17 protein-coding genes are annotated in these 19,217 nt (G+C 60.0%); 3 read left to right on the top strand and 14 right to left on the bottom strand.

Annotated features, from left to right (window positions below; genetic code table 11):
* Nucleotides 1-60: 60 nt before the first annotated feature.
* Nucleotides 61-1,074 carry a LacI family DNA-binding transcriptional regulator gene (locus RCJ00_RS10885; RefSeq protein ID WP_316221924.1) on the bottom strand — a complete coding sequence of 338 codons (1,014 nt, stop codon included), beginning with the start codon at nt 1,072-1,074 and terminating at the stop codon, nt 61-63.
* A 46-nt stretch (nt 1,075-1,120) separates the two neighbouring features.
* Nucleotides 1,121-2,002 (bottom strand): LysR family transcriptional regulator, encoded by an 882-nt coding sequence (locus RCJ00_RS10890; protein WP_316221925.1) that lies wholly within the window; start codon nt 2,000-2,002, stop codon nt 1,121-1,123.
* A 112-nt stretch (nt 2,003-2,114) separates the two neighbouring features.
* On the opposite strand from RCJ00_RS10890, the gene RCJ00_RS10895 reads away from it, so the two are divergent.
* Complete coding sequence (locus tag RCJ00_RS10895) at nt 2,115-2,867, top strand: SDR family NAD(P)-dependent oxidoreductase (RefSeq protein ID WP_316221926.1); 753 nt, start codon at nt 2,115-2,117, stop codon at nt 2,865-2,867.
* A 40-nt stretch (nt 2,868-2,907) separates the two neighbouring features.
* Here RCJ00_RS10895 and rimM read toward each other — a convergent pair whose 3' ends face one another.
* The 9 genes from rimM to glmS all read right to left on the bottom strand — a co-directional run bounded on the left by rimM (nt 2,908) and on the right by glmS (nt 13,110).
* Nucleotides 2,908-3,408 carry a ribosome maturation factor RimM gene (gene rimM / locus RCJ00_RS10900; RefSeq protein ID WP_316221927.1) on the bottom strand — a complete coding sequence of 167 codons (501 nt, stop codon included), beginning with the start codon at nt 3,406-3,408 and terminating at the stop codon, nt 2,908-2,910.
* Between the two features lie 118 nt (nt 3,409-3,526).
* The gene (rpsP, locus tag RCJ00_RS10905; protein ID WP_316221928.1) at nt 3,527-3,973 is read right to left on the bottom strand and encodes a 30S ribosomal protein S16; all 447 of its coding nucleotides are present in this window, start codon (nt 3,971-3,973) and stop codon (nt 3,527-3,529) included.
* 24 nt (nt 3,974-3,997) lie between these two features.
* Entirely contained in the window at nt 3,998-5,590 is a 1,593-nt protein-coding gene (gene ffh, locus RCJ00_RS10910) for a signal recognition particle protein (protein WP_316221929.1), read from the bottom strand.
* A 235-nt stretch (nt 5,591-5,825) separates the two neighbouring features.
* Nucleotides 5,826-7,085, bottom strand: a complete 1,260-nt coding sequence (locus RCJ00_RS10915) for a glycosyltransferase (RefSeq protein WP_316221930.1) — start codon at nt 7,083-7,085, stop codon at nt 5,826-5,828.
* 26 nt (nt 7,086-7,111) lie between these two features.
* Complete coding sequence (locus tag RCJ00_RS10920; RefSeq protein WP_316221931.1) at nt 7,112-7,339, bottom strand: hypothetical protein; 228 nt, start codon at nt 7,337-7,339, stop codon at nt 7,112-7,114.
* 273 nt (nt 7,340-7,612) lie between these two features.
* Nucleotides 7,613-8,812: an LL-diaminopimelate aminotransferase gene (locus RCJ00_RS10925; RefSeq protein WP_316221932.1), complete on the bottom strand. Its 1,200-nt coding sequence runs from the start codon at nt 8,810-8,812 to the stop codon at nt 7,613-7,615.
* Between the two features lie 123 nt (nt 8,813-8,935).
* A complete protein-coding gene (locus RCJ00_RS10930; protein WP_316221934.1) occupies nt 8,936-10,144 on the bottom strand; it encodes an MFS transporter in 1,209 nt (402 codons plus the stop codon).
* A gap of 156 nt (nt 10,145-10,300) precedes the next feature.
* Nucleotides 10,301-11,215: an EamA family transporter gene (locus RCJ00_RS10935; RefSeq protein WP_316221935.1), complete on the bottom strand. Its 915-nt coding sequence runs from the start codon at nt 11,213-11,215 to the stop codon at nt 10,301-10,303.
* Between the two features lie 56 nt (nt 11,216-11,271).
* Entirely contained in the window at nt 11,272-13,110 is a 1,839-nt protein-coding gene (gene glmS / locus RCJ00_RS10940) for a glutamine--fructose-6-phosphate transaminase (isomerizing) (protein WP_316221936.1), read from the bottom strand.
* Between the two features lie 552 nt (nt 13,111-13,662).
* Here glmS and glmM point away from each other — a divergent pair.
* Nucleotides 13,663-15,012 carry a phosphoglucosamine mutase gene (gene glmM / locus RCJ00_RS10945; protein WP_316222781.1) on the top strand — a complete coding sequence of 450 codons (1,350 nt, stop codon included), beginning with the start codon at nt 13,663-13,665 and terminating at the stop codon, nt 15,010-15,012.
* An 18-nt stretch (nt 15,013-15,030) separates the two neighbouring features.
* Here glmM and RCJ00_RS10950 read toward each other — a convergent pair whose 3' ends face one another.
* The 3 genes from RCJ00_RS10950 to fsa form a co-directional block, all read right to left on the bottom strand.
* Complete coding sequence (locus tag RCJ00_RS10950; protein WP_316221937.1) at nt 15,031-16,242, bottom strand: acetyltransferase domain-containing protein; 1,212 nt, start codon at nt 16,240-16,242, stop codon at nt 15,031-15,033.
* 38 nt (nt 16,243-16,280) lie between these two features.
* The gene (locus tag RCJ00_RS10955; protein ID WP_316221938.1) at nt 16,281-16,769 is read right to left on the bottom strand and encodes a hypothetical protein; all 489 of its coding nucleotides are present in this window, start codon (nt 16,767-16,769) and stop codon (nt 16,281-16,283) included.
* A 121-nt stretch (nt 16,770-16,890) separates the two neighbouring features.
* The gene (gene fsa, locus RCJ00_RS10960) at nt 16,891-17,544 is read right to left on the bottom strand and encodes a fructose-6-phosphate aldolase (RefSeq protein ID WP_023459882.1); all 654 of its coding nucleotides are present in this window, start codon (nt 17,542-17,544) and stop codon (nt 16,891-16,893) included.
* Nucleotides 17,545-17,757: 213 nt separating this feature from the next.
* Here fsa and rimO point away from each other — a divergent pair, with 213 nt between their 5' ends.
* Nucleotides 17,758-19,167, top strand: a complete 1,410-nt coding sequence (gene rimO, locus RCJ00_RS10965; RefSeq protein ID WP_316221940.1) for a 30S ribosomal protein S12 methylthiotransferase RimO — start codon at nt 17,758-17,760, stop codon at nt 19,165-19,167.
* Nucleotides 19,168-19,217: the final 50 nt, after the last annotated feature.

Genomic DNA, 19,217 nt, shown 5'->3' on the forward strand with positions numbered 1-19,217 from the left:
AAACTTGCCCCCGACGCCACGGTGTCGGGGGTTTTTTTATCGAAGTCATGACGCTTGGTATTACGCCGATTCACGCAAGACCAGTTGCGTCGGGATGCGGGTCATTTCAACCGGTTCGCCGTCTATGAGCGCCGCCAGCGTATCGACCAGCACTTTCGCCGCTGTCGTTGTATCTTGACGCACGGTCGACAGGGTCGGGTTGATGCAGGTACAGGCCCACAGATCATCGAACCCCATGACGGACACATCGTCCGGCACAACAAGTCCGCTTTTCTGCAAAGACTGGATCGCGCCGATGGCCAGCAGATCGGTCACCGCGAATACGCCATCAAACGGCACGCCATCCGCCAAGAGGCGATCGATGGCCGCGGCCCCTTCCTCACGCGAAATAAAGCAATCCACGGCTAGGCGCGCGTCAGGCGTCAGGCCGGCTTCGGCGTGCGCCCGCTGGTAACCCTTGTAGCGTTCGAAAAATTCAGAATGCTGCTCGGACGCCTCGCCTAAAAACACGATCCGGTTGCGGCCTGTTTTTATCAGGTGCTCGACGGCCGAATGGGCGCCTTCTTCGTTCTGGGAGCCGATAAACAGGTTTGGCGTCTCCGGCATCACCGGGCCGAACACCACCCACGGCTCGCCCACCTGGCGCAGCACGGCAACCCGGCGCAAATACGATTCGAAATCGCGGTAACCCAGGAATATAATACCGTCCGCCCGCCGGGAAAAACCATAGTCGGCGCCCCAATCGGCATCCGCCTTTTGCAGCGACATCAACACATCGACGCCACGCGCGTTGGCGTAATCGAGGATAGAACCGATCAGGGGGAGAAAGAACGGATTGATCCGGTTGTCAGAATGATCGAGGTCTTCGGAGACCAGCACGGCGATGGTGTTGATCTTCTTTGAGCGCAGCTTTCGCGCATTGATATCGACCGTGTAGTTGAGCTGCGCCGCCGCATCGAACACGCGCTGGCGCACGGCTTCGCTCACCGAGGTCGAGCCCGACAAGGCGCGCGAGACGGTGGCCTGGGACACGCCGGCCAGGGCGGCGATATCGAAAGAGGTGGGGCGCTTCATCTGTGCTCTGTTCGTTGTTGGCCGGACCATTACATCTCGCGACGGTTTAGTCCAGATAGTCGCTCATGATCCCGGCCACCCAGTCGATAAAGGCGCGCACGCGCCGGGCCTGGTGACGGCGGCGCGGATAGATGACCGACACCGGCAAGGGCTCAGCTTCGAACGCGGGAAGGATTTCCACCAGCGCACCCGTTTCGACATTTCGCCGGTTGCCGGTCCGGGGCGCCTGAAATAGGCCTAGTCCGGCCAGGGCCGAGGCCTGAAACGCTTCCGTATTGTTGACCGTTATGCGTCCGGCCATATCCACCGTCTTGTAGCCTTCCGCGTCGCGGTACTCAAAACCGAACGGCCGGCTGCCCAGGGTCAGAGCGTAGTGAATAAGGTAATGGCCGCTTAGATCGTCCAGCGTCTTCGGTTCTCCATGACGCGCCAAATAGGCGGGACTGGCATAATTACCCATTTTCAGCACGCCCAAAGGCCGCGCGACCAGACCGGAATCGGCCAGGGCCCCGACACGGATGACGCAATCGAACCCTTCGGCGATGACGTCGACGCGACGGTCCGTACATGACAGCTCAATGTCCAGCGCCGGATGCCGGCCGAGGAATTCCGGCAGGCGCGGGATCAGGAAGTTTCGCGCCATGCTTACCGGCATATCGACCCGCAAGCTTCCGGTCAGGGCCGAGGGCGTACGTTCGAACAGGGCATCGAGCTCATCCAATTCTGCCAACAATTCGCGACAGCGTTCGTAATAGGCCTGACCGTCGTGCGTCAGCTGAACGCGGCGTGTCGTGCGGTACAGAAGCTGTGTCTTCAAATGCGCCTCCAACTGACTCACGGCCGCCGAGGCACGCGATTTCGGCAAGCCCAAAGAGGTCGCCGCCGCTGTGAAGCTTTGCAATTCGGCGATGCGAACGAAAGTAGTCATAGCTTCAAGGCGGTTCATTGTTCTCAGTTTCTGAACAGTGATGTCTAATAATCGATATTTATCCCCAAAATTAGAGATAGTAAATTGCCCTCACCACACAGGAGCTACCTTTATGAAAATCGCACTCATTACCGGCGGCAGCCGCGGCCTTGGCCGCAACATGGCCCACCATCTGGCGGCCAAGGGCATCGACATTGTCTTCACCTACCGCTCGCGCCAGGACGAGGCCGACAGTCTGGTCGAAGAATTGCAGCAAATGGGGCGCAAAGCCGTGGCCTTGCCGCTCGATACCGGCGTGAGTTCGGGTTTCGACGCGTTCGCCGGACAGGTTCGTGACGCCTTGCACGCCACCTGGGGGCAGGACCGGTTCGATTTTCTGATCAATAATGCGGGCACGGCCCTGTACGCGCCCTTCGCCGAAACGACGGAAGCCCAGTTTGACGAGGTCATGAACATCCACCTCAAGGGCGTCTTCTTCCTGACCCAAAAGCTGTTACCATTGATGAAGGACGCCGGCGCGATCCTCAATCTGTCGTCGGGCCTGGCTCGCTTCAGCTATCCCGGGTCATCGGCCTATGGCGCGATGAAGGGCGCGATCGATGTTCTGTCTCGCTATTTGGCCGTTGAGTTGGGGCCGCGCCGTATCCGCGTCAATTCGATCGCGCCGGGCGCCATCGCTACCGATTTCGGCGGTGGACGGGTGCGTGACGACGCGGAACTGAACGCCGCCATAGCCAGCCGTACGCCTTTGGGCCGTGTCGGCTTGCCGGACGATATCGGGGGCATTGTCAGTGTTTTGCTTTCGGACGAAGCCGGCTGGCTCAACGGCCAGCGTATAGAAGTCTCAGGCGGTATTCACGCGTAAAGCCAAGGAACTAGAGAGCCGAGCCAGTCGGATCGGCGCTCTAGACTCCGCTCAGATCGACGACGATACGCCGTTCGGCCAAGTTCACTTCGGGCACGTTTTCCGCCGTGAACAGAAGGTAGTAGGTGGGCCCTTCCAGAGGCTGGATATCAAGCAGGTCGCCGGCGCCGAAATTATCGACATTCATGATCCGTCCGATCTCGGCGCCCGCCGTATCGAAGACCTTCATGCCGATCAAATCCGTGATGTAGTATTCGTCTTCGTCGATTTCCGGCAGGTCGGCCCGGTCGATGTACAGCTTCATCCCCTTGATCCGGTCAACAGCCGTACGATCCGGGACGCCTTCGGCCTTTACGACCAAGGTGCCCTTGTGCTCGCGCGCCTTGGTAATGACCAGGGCCGGTTCACCCTTTTCGTTCAGCAGGGGACTGTATTCCAGGACGCTGAACGGATCGTCCATGAAACTCAGCAGTTTGAATTCGCCCTGCAGGCCGACAGCGGCGCTGATTTGCGCCACGAAGATAAGGTCAGGTTTGCTCATGTGAGCTTCCTATATAGAAAAAGGGCCGGGAGGCAAATCCCGGCCCTTTAGATTTGTGTTTACGCCCACTTCATTCCGACACAAACATTCGGTGAAGGCGTAGCGCCTGAAACCGCGCTTATTCCGAAGCGGGTTGCTCTTCGGCAGCGGCTTCCTCAGCGGGGGCTTCTTCCGCCGGAGCAGCAGCGGCAGCAGCCGCTTCTTCACGGGCAGCGGCTTCGGCATCCAGACGGTCCTGCTCGCGTTGGGCGCGTTCAGCGGCGCGCTCTTGCGCCTTCTTGCCCGGCGTACCCTTCTTCGGGTTGTTGCTGGCTTCCCACTTCACGAGGCCTTCCTGCGACAGGAAACGGGCGACGCGGTCGGTCGGCTGGGCGCCCTTCTTGAGCCATTCGGCGATGCGCTCAACCTTCAGGGTCACGCGCTGCGCGTCCTTCGGCAGCATCGGGTTATAGGTGCCGACCTTTTCAATGAACTTGCCGTCGCGCGGCGCGGCGGCGTCGGCGATGACGATGGTGTAGTACGGGCGCTTCTTGGAGCCACCGCGCGAGAGACGAATCTTCAGCATTTCAGTATCCTAACTAGTAAGGTGCTATTTCTTGGTTGGGTCGAACGGCTTTGCGCCGGGCAAGCCCGGCAGGCCACCGAACAGGCCCGAAGGAGGAGTGGCTCCCGGCAGTTTTCCGCCGCCGAGCGCCTTGAGTTTGTCGAGATCGAGGGCCGGATTGAGGCCCTGAAGCGGATTGGCGCCGGGACCACCCTGGGGATTGGCCCCCATCTGCTTGGCCAGTTCAGCCATGTTGGGCGGAGCCGCGCCAGCATTCATTCCGGGGGCGCCCATTCCGAACATCTTTGCCATCTGGCCCATGGCGCCGCGTCCATTGGACCGCGACATCATCTTGAACGTATCGGCCATCTGGCGATGTTGCTTGAGGAGGCGATTGATTTCCTGAACTTCGACACCGGCGCCCGCCGCGATACGACGCTTGCGCGAGGCGTTGAGCAGGTCAGGCTTTTTGCGCTCAATCTTGGTCATCGAGGAGATGATGGCGACCTGACGATCGAACACCTTGTCGGTGAAATTCGATTCCTCGATCTGCTTCTTGACCTTCTGCACGCCGGGCAGCAGGCCCATAATGCCGCTCATGCCGCCCATCTTCTTCATCTGCTGAAGCTGAGCCGCCAGGTCATCGAGGTCGAACTGACCCTTGGCCATCTTCTTCGCCATGGCCTCGGCCTTGACGGCATCCAGTTCCTGGGCGGCCTTTTCGACGAGGGCGACGACGTCACCCTGGCCCAGGATACGGCCGGCGATACGGCGGGCATCGAAGACATCGAGCGCATCGACCTTTTCACCGGCGCCGAGATATTTGATCGGCAGACCCGTGACGGCGCGCATCGACAGCATGGCCCCGCCCCGGCCGTCGCCGTCGGCGCGGGTCAGGATCAGGCCAGTCAGCGGCAGGCGCTCATGGAAGGCAGTGGCGGTGCGCACGGCATCCTGGCCGGTGAGCGAGTCGGCGACCAGGAAGGTTTCGGTCGGATTGGCGATCCTGGCGATTTCGGCCGCTTCGGCCATCAGCGCCTCATCCAGCGTTGTGCGGCCGGCGGTATCCAGGATCAGAACGTCATAACCCTGGAGCTTGGCAGACGTCAGGGCGCGACGGGTGATGTCGGTGGCACCCTGGCCAGCGACGATCGGCAATACGTCAACGCCTGTCTGTTCGCCGAGCAGCTTCAACTGCTCCATGGCGGCCGGACGGCGGGTGTCGAGCGACGCCATCATGACCTTCTTGCGGTCGAACTTGGTCAGGCGCAAGGCCAGCTTGGCCGAGGTGGTGGTCTTACCGGAGCCTTGCAGACCAGCCATCAGAATGACAACGGGCGGCACGGCGTTCAGGTTTACCGGCACAGGCTCTTCGCCGCCCAGCATGTCGATCAGGCCGTCATAGACGATCTTGACCACCTGGTCGGCGGGCTTGACCGCCTTGATGATGGCTTCGCCGGTCGCCAGTTCCTTAGCGCGCGCCATGAATTGACGCACGACTGGCAAGGCGACATCGGCTTCCAGAAGGGCAACGCGAACCTCGCGCAGGGCCTCTTCGACGTCCTTTTCCGAAAGGACGCCGCGGCCGCTGAGGCGGTCAAACAAACCGGAAAGACGGTCGTTCAAACTGTCGAACATTGCCAAAAACCTTTAAGTCTGGGTCCGCCTGCCGCAGCATTTCGGACAAAAACAAAATCCCCGAGGGCGCAACGCGCTGTCGGGGAGCCTTCCCAACCTCCGCCGGCTGACGCCGGATCCCCGTGTTGGTAAAGGGTTTGTGCCTGAAGCGCATGCGAATGCGCGGATATGGGCGGTTCTTTGACGGAAAAGCCATGCAGAGTCAAGCATAGACGGTGAAAGCGGCCGTCCGCGCTCACAAACCAGCGTTAAACGGCAGCTCGACAAGCGCCTCACGCTGCCACGGCGCGTGCAGGGCCCGGATAGCCTGCACGGCATTGTGCGCAAAGCGTTGCCGCAACTCAGGCGAACTGGTCAGATCGCGAATATCAGATGCCGCCTCGGCCAGGTTGGGATCGGCCCAGACCTGTGCCGGATCGCGACGCAGGTGGGCATATCCCCCGTCCGGATCGTCAACAGGAATAAGGGTCGATGACACCAAGCGGGCATTTTCAGCCGTCATGAAATCGGTATTGCCCGACCAGCCGGTGGCGATCACCGCTACGCCGGCGGCCATAGCCTCAGCCAAAGACAGGCCAAACCCTTCGGACCGGTGCAACGAAATCAGAACGTCGAACGCACCTGTAAAGGCTTCCATGTCGCGCTCGCTCAGACGTTCACTCATCAGACGGATATCGTAACGATCGGCGGTTACGGCCAGCAGGCGTTGAGCCGTCGCCGGATCGCCCGATAGGTCGCTGACCTTGAGCGTCAGGCGCGCCGTATCGCTCGATTGCGGAAAAGCCTGACGCCAGGCGTCCAGCACGCCCCACGGATTCTTGCGCGCCGCCGAGGATTTGGTGTCAAACAGGCTTAAGACCTCGCAAACCGTGTCGCTCAGGTCGAAACGCTGGCGCGCCGAGTCATGGCGGACGGGCGGCGGCACGGGCACGGGATGCGGCATGACGCGCAGGCGCGAGATCAGGTCGGCACGCAAAGCGGCATTGAAGGTGGCGGCCAAGGCATTACGGACAAACAGGCTGGGCACCCAGATTTCGTGTAGGTAGTCGGCAGCGAACACCCAATCCGCCGGCACCTTCGGCGTTTCCCATGCCCAATAGGCAATGCGATAGCGGTCCGCCCATGATTTCGGGTCGTGCACCAGCAAGGCGACCAGAACTTCCGGCGCATTGGCGTGGATATACCACACGCCGCCCCGACCCGGCAGAGGCACGCCCCGAAACAGGTTTTTACTGAACAGCTTTTTGAAGGCCGGGCGCAGATCGTGCTCAGCGATGTCATAACCCGCGGCCTTCAAGGCCTGGGCCGACAGGCGGCCGCCCTGCGCGATACCCGTCGTTTCGGTGAAAAAACCCGAGACGATAAAATCGCCACGCCTAAGCGTCACGTCGTCCGCTTTCGTCCATCCACCCGATTTCAAGCGCGCCAAAACACCCAATCCGCCGTGGATCAGGGGCAAACGATATTTGAGGGGAAGATGTCTCAGGCCCAGCATACACCCAAGCCTACAGCCTTATAGGCTCACAAGCCAAGCCATTTGCGGCGCTGCGACCAGTATGTCTGGAATTGATCGGCCTGGCTGTCGTCTTCAAATGTCACGACCTTGACCTGATGATCGCCCATGGGATCGGAACGCACGGAGATCGAATCGGCGTCGGTAATGGCAGCCGCTTCGACGAACTTGAAGAAGGCGCCAAAGAAAGCGTCCTGTTCGGAATCGGTATTCAGATCGAACTCTAGACTTACCACGCGCACACCTCTTGGTTACCGGCCCACAGCTAAGGCCTTGCGCACCGTCTGTTCTATGCGGAAACCGACCGAAAAATGTCAGTTTCCTGCAAAAACATATGTGCGCTGCACAATAACAAGTGAAACCTAAAACGGAGTGCGAGTCAAAAACAATAATGAACCCTTAATGACGATAGCCGCGTGCCTGTGACCGCAAAGACGCTTAATATAAGGGATGACACGAGTGTCATCCCCTCAGATCACATTTTTATAAACGACAACCGGCCCTTGCAGCTATTCGGCTGCAGCGGCAGCTTTGGTATTCGGTTGCAGCAACTTTTTGATGTTGCGCGCTGCCTGGCGAATGCGGTGCTCATTTTCGACGAGACCGATCCGCACATAGCCTTCGCCATACTCACCGAAACCGAGGCCGGGCGCCACGGCGACGTGGGCCTCTTCGATCAGAAGCTTGGCGAATTCGATCGAGCCCAAATGCTCAAACTTCGGTGGAATCTTGGCCCAGGCGAACATCGACGCCGGCGGCGGCGGAATGTCCCAGCCAGCGCGCTTCATCGATTCGACCAGCACATCACGGCGCGATTTATAGGTGGCGCGGATTTCGGCGACATTGTCCTGCGGCCCGTTCAGGGCGGCGGCAGCGGCGACTTGGATCGGCGCAAAACCACCGTAGTCGAGATAGGATTTCACACGGGCCAGCGCTGCGCAGATTTCCGAATTGCCGACCACCATGCCGACGCGCCAACCGGCCATGGCATAGGTCTTGGACAGGGAATTGATTTCAACCGAGCGTTCGATGGCGCCCTCGACTTGAAGGATCGACGGCGGGGGGTTGTCTTCGAAATAGATTTCCGAATAGGCGATATCCGACAGCACAATCAGGTCGTGCTTGCGGGCGATGCGGATGACTTCCTTGTAGAAATCAAGATCAACCCATTGCGCCGTCGGGTTCGACGGGTAGGAGACGATCATCACCGATGGCGTCGGCACCGAATGTTTCACCGCGCGCTCGATGCCCGACAGATATTGTTCAGGCGATAAGGCCGGGACATGGCGAATGACGCCGCCCGCCATCAGAAAACCGAAGGCGTGGATCGGATAGGCCGGATTGGGGCAGATGACCGTGTCGCCGGGCGCCGTGATGGCCATGGCCAGGTTGGCGAACCCTTCCTTTGACCCCAGGGTGGCCACAACCTCGGTATCCGGGTTGAGCTTCACGCCGTAACGGCGGTCGTAATAGCCAGCCATGGCCTTGCGCAGGCCATGGACGCCCTTGGACACGCTGTAACCATGTGTCTTCGGCTTCTGAGCCGTCTCGACCAGCTTGTCGACGATATGCTGGGCGGTCGGCATGTCAGGATTACCCATGCCGAAGTCGATGACATCCGTACCTGCCGCGCGCAGACGTGCCTTCACCTTGTTGACTTCTTCGAAGACATAGGGAGGCAAGCGGCGGATACGATAAAAGTCACGCATGACGGAAGATAGGTCCTTCTAAAGGGGATGTTAGGAGCCGCCCATATGACCCATCCCTATTCGTTTGTCATCCCATCACGGCCATTTTTTTCGGAATTTTTTGCACAAATGTCGGAAAATTTCCTAAAGCAGGGCGCGGCGGCGATTGTCCAGGATCGCTATGAACCAGATCAGCAATCCGCCGAGTGCCAGCAGGACACCGACAAATCCCGTATCATTGAACGCCGCGCCACGGGCGATGACCAGTCCGGCGAGGAATGGCCCCAGCGCATTGGCGAAATTGAACGCCGAGTGATTGAGCGCCGCCGCCAGGGTCTGAGCATCGCCTGCCACGTCCATCAGGCGGGTCTGCAACATGATGCCCAGGCCGCCGCCGCCGCCGATCATGAACACCACCGCGCTGACGGCCCATATGTTATGGGCGGCAAAGGGGTAGACGGCCAGCCACAGGGCACTCCACACCAGGCACAGACCAATGGCCGGCATCTGCGCCTTGTCCGCCGCCCAGCCGCAAAACAGGGTGCCGGCGGTCATGCCGAGGCCAAAAACGCACAGGATCATCGGAACGAAGCCGGGTGAAACCTGCGTTACGGTCAAGAGGGTCGAGGCAACATAGGTATAGACGGCAAACATGCCGCCAAAGCCGATCGCGCCGATACCCAAGGTCAACCAGACTTGGCCGCGCTTCAGCGCACCGAGTTCACGCAACGGGCTGGCGTCCGGGTCGCGCGCCTGCTTTGGGGTAAAGGTCCAGACCAGCCCCATGGTCAGTGCGGCGAGTGCCGCCACCAGAGCGAAACCAGCCCGCCAGCCTAGGACCTGTCCCATCCAGTTGGCGGCAGGCACGCCGATCACCGTGGCTATGGTCAGGCCCAGCATAATCCGCGCCACGGCGGAGGCGCGTTTGTCGACAGGGACCAGGGATGCGCCGACAAGGGCCGCTACGCCGAAATAGGCGCCGTGCGGCAAGCCGCTCAGAAAGCGGAAAAACAGCATCCAGTGATAGTTCGGCGCCAGGGCGCTCAAGCCATTGGCAATACCAAAGACCAGCATCAGGGCGATCAGAAGGAATTTGCGCGACAGGCGCGCCGCCAGTACAGCGATGGTCGGGGCGCCGACCACGACCCCCAAGGCGTAGGCGCTGATGACATGGCCCGCCGTGGCTTCGTCGATGCCTAGATCCTTCGAGAAATAGGGCAGAAGGCTCATGGTGGCGAATTCGGTCGTGCCGATGGCAAAACTGCCCATGGCTAGGGCAAACAGCACGACACCCGGTCTTTGGGCCGGCTTTTGCGCCTCATCGACAATCGTAGTGGGAAGGCAGCTTTCCATGCTCAGGCTCCGAACAGGCGGCAAGCCCTGAACCGACACACCGCAAAACACACATGAGTGTGGCCACTTATAGGGGTTTCCTGATAGTTACGAGACACGGGCCCTCACTTTTTGTTGCAGCGCAACGGTCGGGACATGGCGACCACGCGGAAATAGCTACTCGATTTTCGGCGACGTTTCCGCAGGTTTGCCCAGGGTGAGCATAACGACTGTGCCCAGGATCAGCGCCGTGCCCAACCAGTCGAAAGGCCCAAAGCGCGTACCTAGCCACAGGACGGAAATGATAGCAGCCGACAACGGTTCGGCACAGGCCAGGAGGCTGCCCGTTTGCGGCCCGATGATCTTTACTGCGGTCAGGTAGGCATAGAAGGGCACCAGCGTGCCAAAAACGATGACAAAGGCATAGGCGCCGATCGTCGCCGCATCCCATGTGCCGGCAATCGCCCAGGGCGGCCGGACAAGGCTAAGCAGCACGCCCCCGATCAGCATCCCCCACCCAATCACAACGGGTGGAGCGTAACGATGCATCAGGCTCAGCGGCTGGATGGAGTAAAAGGCGAGCGCCACCGCAGACCCGAGGCCCCAGACCAGCGCCATCTGCGATATGGAGAGGCTACCGAAACGGCCATGCGTCACCAGGAAAACCGTGCCCGCCACCGCCATCGCTACCCCCAGCCATTCGGCCAGGCGGGGCAAGCGCCGTTCTTTAAACGCAAACCACCCGACGATAAGCGCCGGACCGGTATATTGCAGGATGGTCGCCGTCGCGGCATTCGAGGCATTGATGGCGGCAAAATAGGTGTATTGCACGGCCAACATGCCGAAAACGCCGAACACCAGCATGCGCAAGGCATCCGTCCGGTCTTTCCACAAGACGAAAAGCTCCCCCGGCGCCCGAACCGCGACAAAACCCAGCATCAGTATGGCCGCCGCCAGCATGCGTGTGGTCACCAGCCATTCCGTGTTGACGCCGCGCTGGGCAAACAGGAACTGACCGCATACACCCGACACGCCCCACAACACGGCGGACATCAGGGCCAGGCCGCAGCCTTTTATATACCGGGAATTCATTGCGGGGGGATACAGGCCGCCACAGGATATGGCAAGCCTGCATCCGCCCGGTTGGCCTATTCGACGGTGACCGATTTGGCGAGGTTGCGCGGCTGATCGACATCGGTGCCCTTTTGAACTGCCGTGTGGTAGGCGAGCAGTTGAATCGGTACCGAATAGACCAGGGCGGCGATAAAGGAATCGCAGGCCGGCGCCTGAATGACCTTCAACGATTTGGCCGCATCCCCTGACAGCGTCGGCACCTTGCCCGGCGCATCGGTGATCATGATCACCCGCCCACCGCGCGCCGCGACCTCTTGAACATTGGAGGCCGTCTTTTCGAACAGCTCATCGTCCGGCGCGATTACCACCACCGGCGTCTTTTCATCGATCAGCGCGATTGGACCATGCTTCAATTCTCCGGCAGCATAGCCTTCGGCATGGATGTAGCTGATTTCCTTGAGCTTCAGTGCGCCTTCCAACGCCAGCGGATACATTTCACCACGGCCCAGATAGATGACATCGCGTGCCTTGCTGAGGTCGTAGGCGATCCGCGTAATCTCGCTGTCCATACCGAGCGCTTCGGCAATCAGGCCGGGGGCACCGAGTAGCGTCTGGACCAGATGAGCCTCGTCATGCGTGGTGATACGGCCACGCTGGCGGGCGGCGCAGACAACCAGAGATAATAAGGCGGACAGTTGGGCGGTGAAGGCCTTGGTCGAGGCAACGCCGATTTCCGGACCGGCATGAGTTGGCCACAGGATATCGGCTTCGCGCGCCATGGTGGACGAATGGACATTAACCAGGGCAGCGGTTTGCAACCCCTGATCCTTGCACCAGCGCAGCGCCGCCAGGGTATCGGCGGTTTCTCCCGATTGCGAAACGGCGATGGCCAGTGTTCCCGGCGTGACGGCGGGCGTGCGGTAACGGAATTCAGAGGCCACCTCGACATCGACCGGCAGTCCCGCCAGTCTCTCGAACGCGTACCGGGCGATGGAACCGGCATAATAGGCCGTGCCGCAGGCAATGATCTGGAGACGCGTCACGGTGGCGAAATCGACGCCAGCCTTGATATCTTCGCGCACGCCGCCCGCTACCGGATCGAGATAGGCGCTCAATGTGCGCTGGCAGCTTTCCGGCTGTTCATGCACTTCCTTTTCCATGAAGTGACGATAGCTGCCCTTTTCAACGATGGCCGCGGAGGCGGAAACGAGGGTTATCGGACGATTGACCAGGAAGCCTTTGACGTCGCGAACCTCGGCCGAATCTTTTTTGAGCACGACCCAGTCGCCTTCTTCCAGATAGGTGACGCGCTGCGTGAACGGTCCGACGGCCAGCGCGTCCGAACCCAGGTACATTTCGTCTTCGCCCCAGCCAATAACCAACGGCGAGCCGCGACGGGCGCCAAGCAGGGTGTCATGCTCGCCGTCCACCAGAATAGCCAAAGCATAGGCGCCATTGAGGCGATCGAGAACGGACTTGAAGGCGTCTTGCATTTTTAGGCCGGACTTCAGCGCACCGTCGAGCAGATGGGCGATGACTTCGGTATCGGTGTCGGATTCGAAGGTTTCACCGTCGGCAATCATCGCCGCTTTCAGTTCCGCGTAGTTTTCGATGATGCCGTTATGGACCAAGGTAACCTTGCCGTAGTGATGCGGGTGCGCATTGGCAATTGTCGGCGCACCGTGGGTCGCCCAACGGGTATGGCCTATACCCGTCGTCCCGGTGATCGGCGCTTCGGCAAAGACGGCTTCCAGGTTACGAATCTTGCCGGCAGCCCGGCGGCGCTGCGCGCCAGCAGGCGTTTCGACCGCGATACCGGCGGAATCATAGCCGCGATATTCCAAACGACGCAGGCTTTCCAGCAGGCGCGGCGCCACGGGCGAATTGCCGATAATTCCAATAATTCCGCACATAAGCCAACATGTCCTTTTGTCTGGTGCCTGAGAAGTGCAATTTTTAAATAGCACGACCAATTTTAAATTGCTACCGATTACTACCGAAAGAGATATTGCCCCGGGCTGTTAAAATTATGTCAAACCTCGCTAAAATTGTGTCAATTTTGTGCGAAGGGCCTAATTACGCCCGGTAATCGTCCAAAAAGCTCATGCATCAACATTATTGCAATTAAATTATTGCATTTTTAGCCATCCTCCCCTACCCTCACCCTGTTAATTGAGGAAATGAGCATGAGCGAAGGCAAATGGGAAAAGCTGCAAGACGCGGTCGCCACGTCCGGCATTTCGATAAAGGACGTTGCCGAAGCCGCGTCCATCGCCCAAAGCAGCGTCTTTCGCGCCTTGAACGGCTCCACCAAGGCGCCACGCGCCGAAACGGTTGATAAGCTGGAAGCCGCCTTCATTTCCCTCGTCACCCAAAAAATCGCCAGCTATCGACAAGCAATGTCGCTGTATGGCTACAATCCTATCCGCAACAGAAACGAAGAAATGGCCACTCATATGACCGCCATGAGCCAGACACGCAAATATTTCGGCACGGACGGCATTCGCGGCCGCGCCAACTCCTTCCCCATGACCGCCGAAGTCGCCTATCGCGTCGGCATGGCCGCGGGAAAAATGTTTATGTCCGATACCGACCGCCGCCATTTGGTCGTTATCGGTAAAGACACCCGCCTGTCGGGCTACATGATTGAACCGGCCTTGGTGGCCGGCTTCACCAGCGTCGGCATGGATGTGCGCCTGTTTGGCCCTCTGCCCACCCCAGGCGTCGCCATGATGACACGGTCGATGCGCGCCGATCTGGGTGTCATGATTTCCGCCTCGCACAATGCGTTTTCCGATAACGGTATAAAACTGTTCGGCCCGGACGGGTACAAGTTATCAGACGATGTCGAACTGGCCATCGAAGCCCGCATGGACGGCAATATCCTGCTCGGTGTGGCAGAACCGCATAAGCTCGGCCGGGTTCAGCGCGTTGACGATGCCCAATGGCGCTACGTCGAAATCGCCAAGGCCACCTTCCCGCGCAACCTGACGCTCAATGGTTTGCGGATCGTGCTCGATTGCGCCAATGGCGCGGCTTACAAGGTGGCGCCCCTTGCTCTATATGAACTGGGTGCGGAAGTCTTCCCGATCGGCGTCACTCCCGATGGCGTCAACATCAACGAAAAATGCGGCTCCACCCAACCTCAGGCGATGGCGCAGAAGGTTAAGGAACTGCGCGCCGATATCGGCATCGCGTTGGACGGCGACGCCGACCGCGTCGTGATCTGCGATGAGCATGGTGTCATCGTCGATGGCGACCAGATCATGGCCATCATCGCCAGCAACTGGGCGCGACGCGGCCTGCTGAAGGGCGGCGGCCTCGTCGCCACCGTCATGTCCAATCTCGGTTTGGAGCGCTTCATGGCACAACAGGGCCTGACCTTGGAACGCGCCAAGGTTGGCGACCGCTACGTCATGGAAAAGATGAAGGAGGGCGGCTTCAACCTGGGTGGCGAACAGTCTGGCCATGTCATCCTGCACGATCACGCCACGACTGGCGACGGCCTGATGGCCGCACTACAGGTTCTGGCCGTTCTGGTCGAGTCCGGTAAACCGATGAGCATTCTGGGCAAGCAGTTTGATACCGTGCCACAACTGCTCAAGAATGTGAAATATACAGGCGAAAGCCCGCTCAACCGCCCCGCCGTGCAACAGGCGATTCGCGACGGCGAAGAGGCGCTGAAAGGCTCCGGCCGCCTTTTGGTGCGCCCTTCAGGCACGGAACCTCTGATCCGCGTGATGGCCGAAGGTGATGACGCCGCCCAGGTCCAGGCCGTGGTCAATCAGATCGTCGATGCCATGTCTGGTAGCTAAGCTGTTACACACCGGGGATTACAGATAGCTGGTCCACCACCGGCGATGTTTCGCCCGGTAGGCGGCGAAGGCGCGCGAGATAGGATAAAGCGCGATCAGGATCACCAGCCAGACGCCGTAAACCTCGGGCAGGCTTAGCCCCCAGCCCGCTGGCGCCAATCTGCCCGGGTTAGACAGGAAGTCGGCGAAACCCGCCGCAGGCACGCCCATGGCCAGCCCCAGCAGCAAGGCGCCGCCGTGCACCAGATAGACGTGGATGAGATAGGTCAACAAGGGGGTTCGCCCGAAAGCCAGGAAGGGTGCCTGCAAAATCTTCGGCAAATGGGTCAGGGCCAGCATCAGGCACATGGCCACGCCCAGCGTAATCAGCGTATAATCCAAGGAGGGCGGGTATTTGGACAGGTCGAGAATGTCCAGGGCCATCAGAACCGGACTCTTCTGCCATTCCCATAGATTGGAATCGCCATAGAGGTTTGGCAGCCGCAGAATAAGAAAGAGGGTAACCATTCCCGCCGCCAGCAAGGTCACCGCCCGGCGGCGCGCCAGTTCTTCCAGGCTGAAAATGGGACCCAGACCGTAACCGAGGCACAGAATACCCAACCACGGAATGACGGGATAGACAATAAAGCCAGGTAACGCACCCAATCCACCCGGTTGCATCGTGAGATGCCAGAAAAGCTGACCGCCCGGCGGAAGCCCTTTCACATCCACGCCCGCCAGCAGGTCGTGACCGGCAATGATAGCGATACCCAGGATCAGCACGGAGTGTCCGGGCAGGAAGTGGAGGATGGACATCACCATCATGCCGATTCCGATGGCAAAAATGATTTGCAGGAAGAAGAACGGATAACCGAAATTAAAGCCAAAACTGACGACCGTCAGTTCCAGGACGACCAGCCACAGGCCGCGTGTAAAGAGGAAGCGCGACAGGGCCCATCCGGCCTTACCCTTGGCCTTTTGCAGACAGATCGACACCCCGGCCAAAAAGGTAAAGGTCGGAGCGCACAAGTGCGTAATCCAGCGGGTGAAGAACAGGATCGGCGTCGTTTTTTCCAGATCAAGCGGATCGAAGAGGAAACTGTCGCGGTGAAAGAAATCGCGGGTATGATCGAGGACCATCAGCATGATCACCGCTCCGCGCAACAGGTCGATCATCTCCAGCCGGTGCGGACGCTCCGCCGCTGTCAGCGGACCGTCGGTGGTTGCATCGGCATCGGACTCTTCGGCCATTTCGCGCCTCCCCCACAGGATAACGGCGTCAGCTTATCCTATTGCGGGCTGTTGGCAAGGAGGCGATCACGCGCCGCCTCCGCACGCGCCAAGGTCGCGAAATCAGGAGAATTCAGGCGCTTTCCGCTATTGAGCACGACAATCAGGCGATAGGCGTCGGGCCCGCTGTCCTTATCGACAACGTCGATGTGAATGGCGAAAATGGCGCGCGCTGTGTAGGCGATCTCAGAGCGAAACTTCCGCAAGGATCGCACGATTGTCAGGCGGCCATCGGCGATGCGCCAACGCTCATCGGCGCCCCAATGCGAAGCGACGACGAGGCCTATGCCGGCCGCGACGCCCGTTCCCATCAGTAAGGCAAACACAGGCGTAAAAGCGGACATCGGCCATAGTGCGCGCAGCAAATCCTTGCCCGCCAGGCCAATCAAGACAAGCCCGAACGCGGACAGGCCCCATCGAACGACGCCGGGCGTATGAAACGATATGTGGATGGGTTCGGCCTTCACCTCGCCAGGATAACGAAACACCCTTACCGCCCGGTGACAAAAGGCGGTTAATGCCGCTTAAACGCCGTCATAGAAAAGGCCGGAGACGCTATGGCGTTTCCGGCCTCTGATAGTTTACTGCTGCGGCTTGCGCAGCCTCGCCTTACAGGATGCTTTGGCCCGTGCTCTTCCAGTCGGACAGGAAAGTTTCCAGACCCTTGTCGGTCAGGGGGTGCTTGAACATGTCGCGGAAGGTTTGCGGCGGCAGGGTGGCGCAGTCGGCGCCGGCGATGGCGGCCTGGGCAACATGGGTATTGTTGCGCAGGGAGGCTGCCAGGATTTCGGTATCGAAATCGTAGTTGTCGTAGACGGCGCGAATGTCGTGGATCAATTGCATGCCATCGGCGCCCTGGTCGTCGAGGCGACCAACGAACGGCGAGATGTAGGTGGCGCCGGCCTTGGCGGCCAACAGGGCCTGAGTGGCAGAGAAGCACAGGGTGACATTGGTCATCAGGCCCTGCGATGAAAATTCCTTGGTCGCCTTCAGGCCGTCAATGGTCAGCGGCACCTTGATGACCACGTTGGTGGCGATCTTGGCCAGCTTTTCGCCTTCCTTGATCATCGTTGCGGCGTCCGTGGCGGCGACTTCGGCCGAGATCGGCCCCTCGCACATGTCGCAGATTTCCTTGATGACTTCGAGGATGTTGCGGCCCGACTTGGCAATCAGGGTCGGGTTGGTGGTGACACCGTCAATCAGACCGGTTTCCAGCAGTTCGGCAAGGATCTTGGTGTCAGCGGTATCGGCAAAAAGCAGCATGGAGTGGTCTTTCAGGGCTTGCGGGCGGGCATTTCCCGACCGTGTATGTCGGGAATAGGCTTCCAACCGGCGGGATAATTCTGTATGGGGAGCGCATATAGCAAAAACGTCGCGAAGTAACCCCCGAGATTTTGCCGTATACTGTTTTTTTGCGCGTCTTATCCGAATGGGCTCACCCTATATCGGGCGGCGCTCCAGCCCAAGTTTGTCCATATGAGTGATGCCGTCTTGAAATCGGAAGCCCCGAAGGTGGGTTTCGTGTCGCTGGGCTGTCCCAAGGCGCTGGTTGATTCCGAACGTATCCTGACCCGCCTGAAAGGCGAAGGCTACGATACCTCCGCCTCCTATGCTGGCGCCGACGTCATCGTCGTCAATACCTGCGGCTTCCTGGATTCGGCCAAGGAAGAAAGCCTCAACGCCATCGGCGAGGCCCTGGCGGAAAACGGCAAGGTGGTGGTCACCGGCTGCATGGGCGGAGAAGAGGCGCTGATCCGGTCGCGCTTTCCCAATGTCGCCGCCGTCACGGGCGCACACCAATACGAGGCGGTTATGGATGCCGTGCACAATATCGTGCCGCCCAAGCCCGACCCGTTCCGCGCCCTGGTGCCCGAAGACAGCGCCGGTGTCCGCCTGACACCAAAACATTATGCCTACCTGAAGATTTCCGAAGGCTGCGACCATCGCTGCTCGTTCTGCATCATTCCGTCCCTGCGCGGTGACCTGGCCTCGCGGCCGGTCGCCGAGGTGCTGCGCGAAGCCGAAATCCTGGCCAAGTCCGGCGTAAAGGAACTGCTGGTCGTCAGCCAGGATACCTCCGCCTATGGGCTCGATATCCGCTATGCCCAGTCGGAATGGCGCGGCCAGATGTGGGATGCCTCGTTCGAAGACCTGTCGCGCGGCCTGGGGGAACTCGGCATCTGGGTCCGCATGCATTATGTCTATCCCTACCCACATGTAAATGCGGTTATCCCGCTCATGGCCGAAGGCAAGATCCTGCCTTACCTGGACATACCCTTCCAGCACGCCAGCCCGAAAATCCTCAAGGCGATGAAACGTCCCGGCAATCAGGACAAGACCTTGCAGCGCATCGAAAGCTGGCGTGAAATCTGCCCTGACCTGACCTTGCGCTCGACCTTCGTGGTTGGCTTTCCTGGCGAAACCGAGGCCGATTTCAACCTGCTTCTGGATTGGCTGGAAGCGGCACAGATTGATCGCGTCGGTGCCTTCGCCTACGAAAACGTCGAAGGTGCAGCCGCCGCCCTCCTGCCCGATCACGTACCGGAGGAGGTCAAGCAGGACCGGCTGGCGCGGTTCATGGCCGTGGCGTCGCGTATCTCCGCCCAGAAGCTGGCCAGCAAGGTTGGCACCGTTCAGGACGTGCTGGTCGACGATATCCGCAACGACGGCACCGCCATCGCGCGCACCCGGGGCGACGCGCCTGAGATCGACGGTCACATCTTCCTGAAAGGCTTCACGGGCCTGAAAGCCGGCGATTTCGCCCGCGCCAAGGTGACCCGTGCCGACGCCTACGACCTGTGGGGCGAACCGGAAGGGCTGATCAAACTCAACCGCGTGCCGGGCGCCACACCACGTCGTATGCACACCCTGATCACCCGCAGGTAAGATAAAGTCTTCGCGGACCGTTTGAAGTTCAACATAACAGCTTTAAGGCG

This window comes from Asticcacaulis aquihabitans, from assembly GCF_032490435.1.
Taxonomy (GTDB): domain Bacteria; phylum Pseudomonadota; class Alphaproteobacteria; order Caulobacterales; family Caulobacteraceae; genus Asticcacaulis.

Excerpts from the sequence above, each read along its gene's own strand:
- glmS (WP_316221936.1), bottom strand. The coding sequence starts at position 13,110 with ATGTGCGGAATTATTGGAATTATCGGCAATTCGCCCGTGGCGCCGCGC.
- ffh (WP_316221929.1), bottom strand. The coding sequence starts at position 5,590 with ATGTTCGACAGTTTGAACGACCGTCTTTCCGGTTTGTTTGACCGCCTC.
- fsa (WP_023459882.1), bottom strand. The coding sequence starts at position 17,544 with ATGCTGCTTTTTGCCGATACCGCTGACACCAAGATCCTTGCCGAACTG.
- RCJ00_RS10915 (WP_316221930.1), bottom strand. The coding sequence starts at position 7,085 with ATGCTGGGCCTGAGACATCTTCCCCTCAAATATCGTTTGCCCCTGATC.
- RCJ00_RS10930 (WP_316221934.1), bottom strand. The coding sequence starts at position 10,144 with ATGGAAAGCTGCCTTCCCACTACGATTGTCGATGAGGCGCAAAAGCCG.
- rimO (WP_316221940.1), top strand. The coding sequence starts at position 17,758 with ATGAGTGATGCCGTCTTGAAATCGGAAGCCCCGAAGGTGGGTTTCGTG.
- rimM (WP_316221927.1), bottom strand. The coding sequence starts at position 3,408 with ATGAGCAAACCTGACCTTATCTTCGTGGCGCAAATCAGCGCCGCTGTC.
- RCJ00_RS10895 (WP_316221926.1), top strand. The coding sequence starts at position 2,115 with ATGAAAATCGCACTCATTACCGGCGGCAGCCGCGGCCTTGGCCGCAAC.
- RCJ00_RS10890 (WP_316221925.1), bottom strand. The coding sequence starts at position 2,002 with ATGACTACTTTCGTTCGCATCGCCGAATTGCAAAGCTTCACAGCGGCG.
- RCJ00_RS10950 (WP_316221937.1), bottom strand. The coding sequence starts at position 16,242 with ATGGCCGAAGAGTCCGATGCCGATGCAACCACCGACGGTCCGCTGACA.
- RCJ00_RS10885 (WP_316221924.1), bottom strand. The coding sequence starts at position 1,074 with ATGAAGCGCCCCACCTCTTTCGATATCGCCGCCCTGGCCGGCGTGTCC.
- RCJ00_RS10925 (WP_316221932.1), bottom strand. The coding sequence starts at position 8,812 with ATGCGTGACTTTTATCGTATCCGCCGCTTGCCTCCCTATGTCTTCGAA.
- glmM (WP_316222781.1), top strand. The coding sequence starts at position 13,663 with ATGAGCCAGACACGCAAATATTTCGGCACGGACGGCATTCGCGGCCGC.
- rpsP (WP_316221928.1), bottom strand. The coding sequence starts at position 3,973 with ATGCTGAAGATTCGTCTCTCGCGCGGTGGCTCCAAGAAGCGCCCGTAC.
- RCJ00_RS10935 (WP_316221935.1), bottom strand. The coding sequence starts at position 11,215 with ATGAATTCCCGGTATATAAAAGGCTGCGGCCTGGCCCTGATGTCCGCC.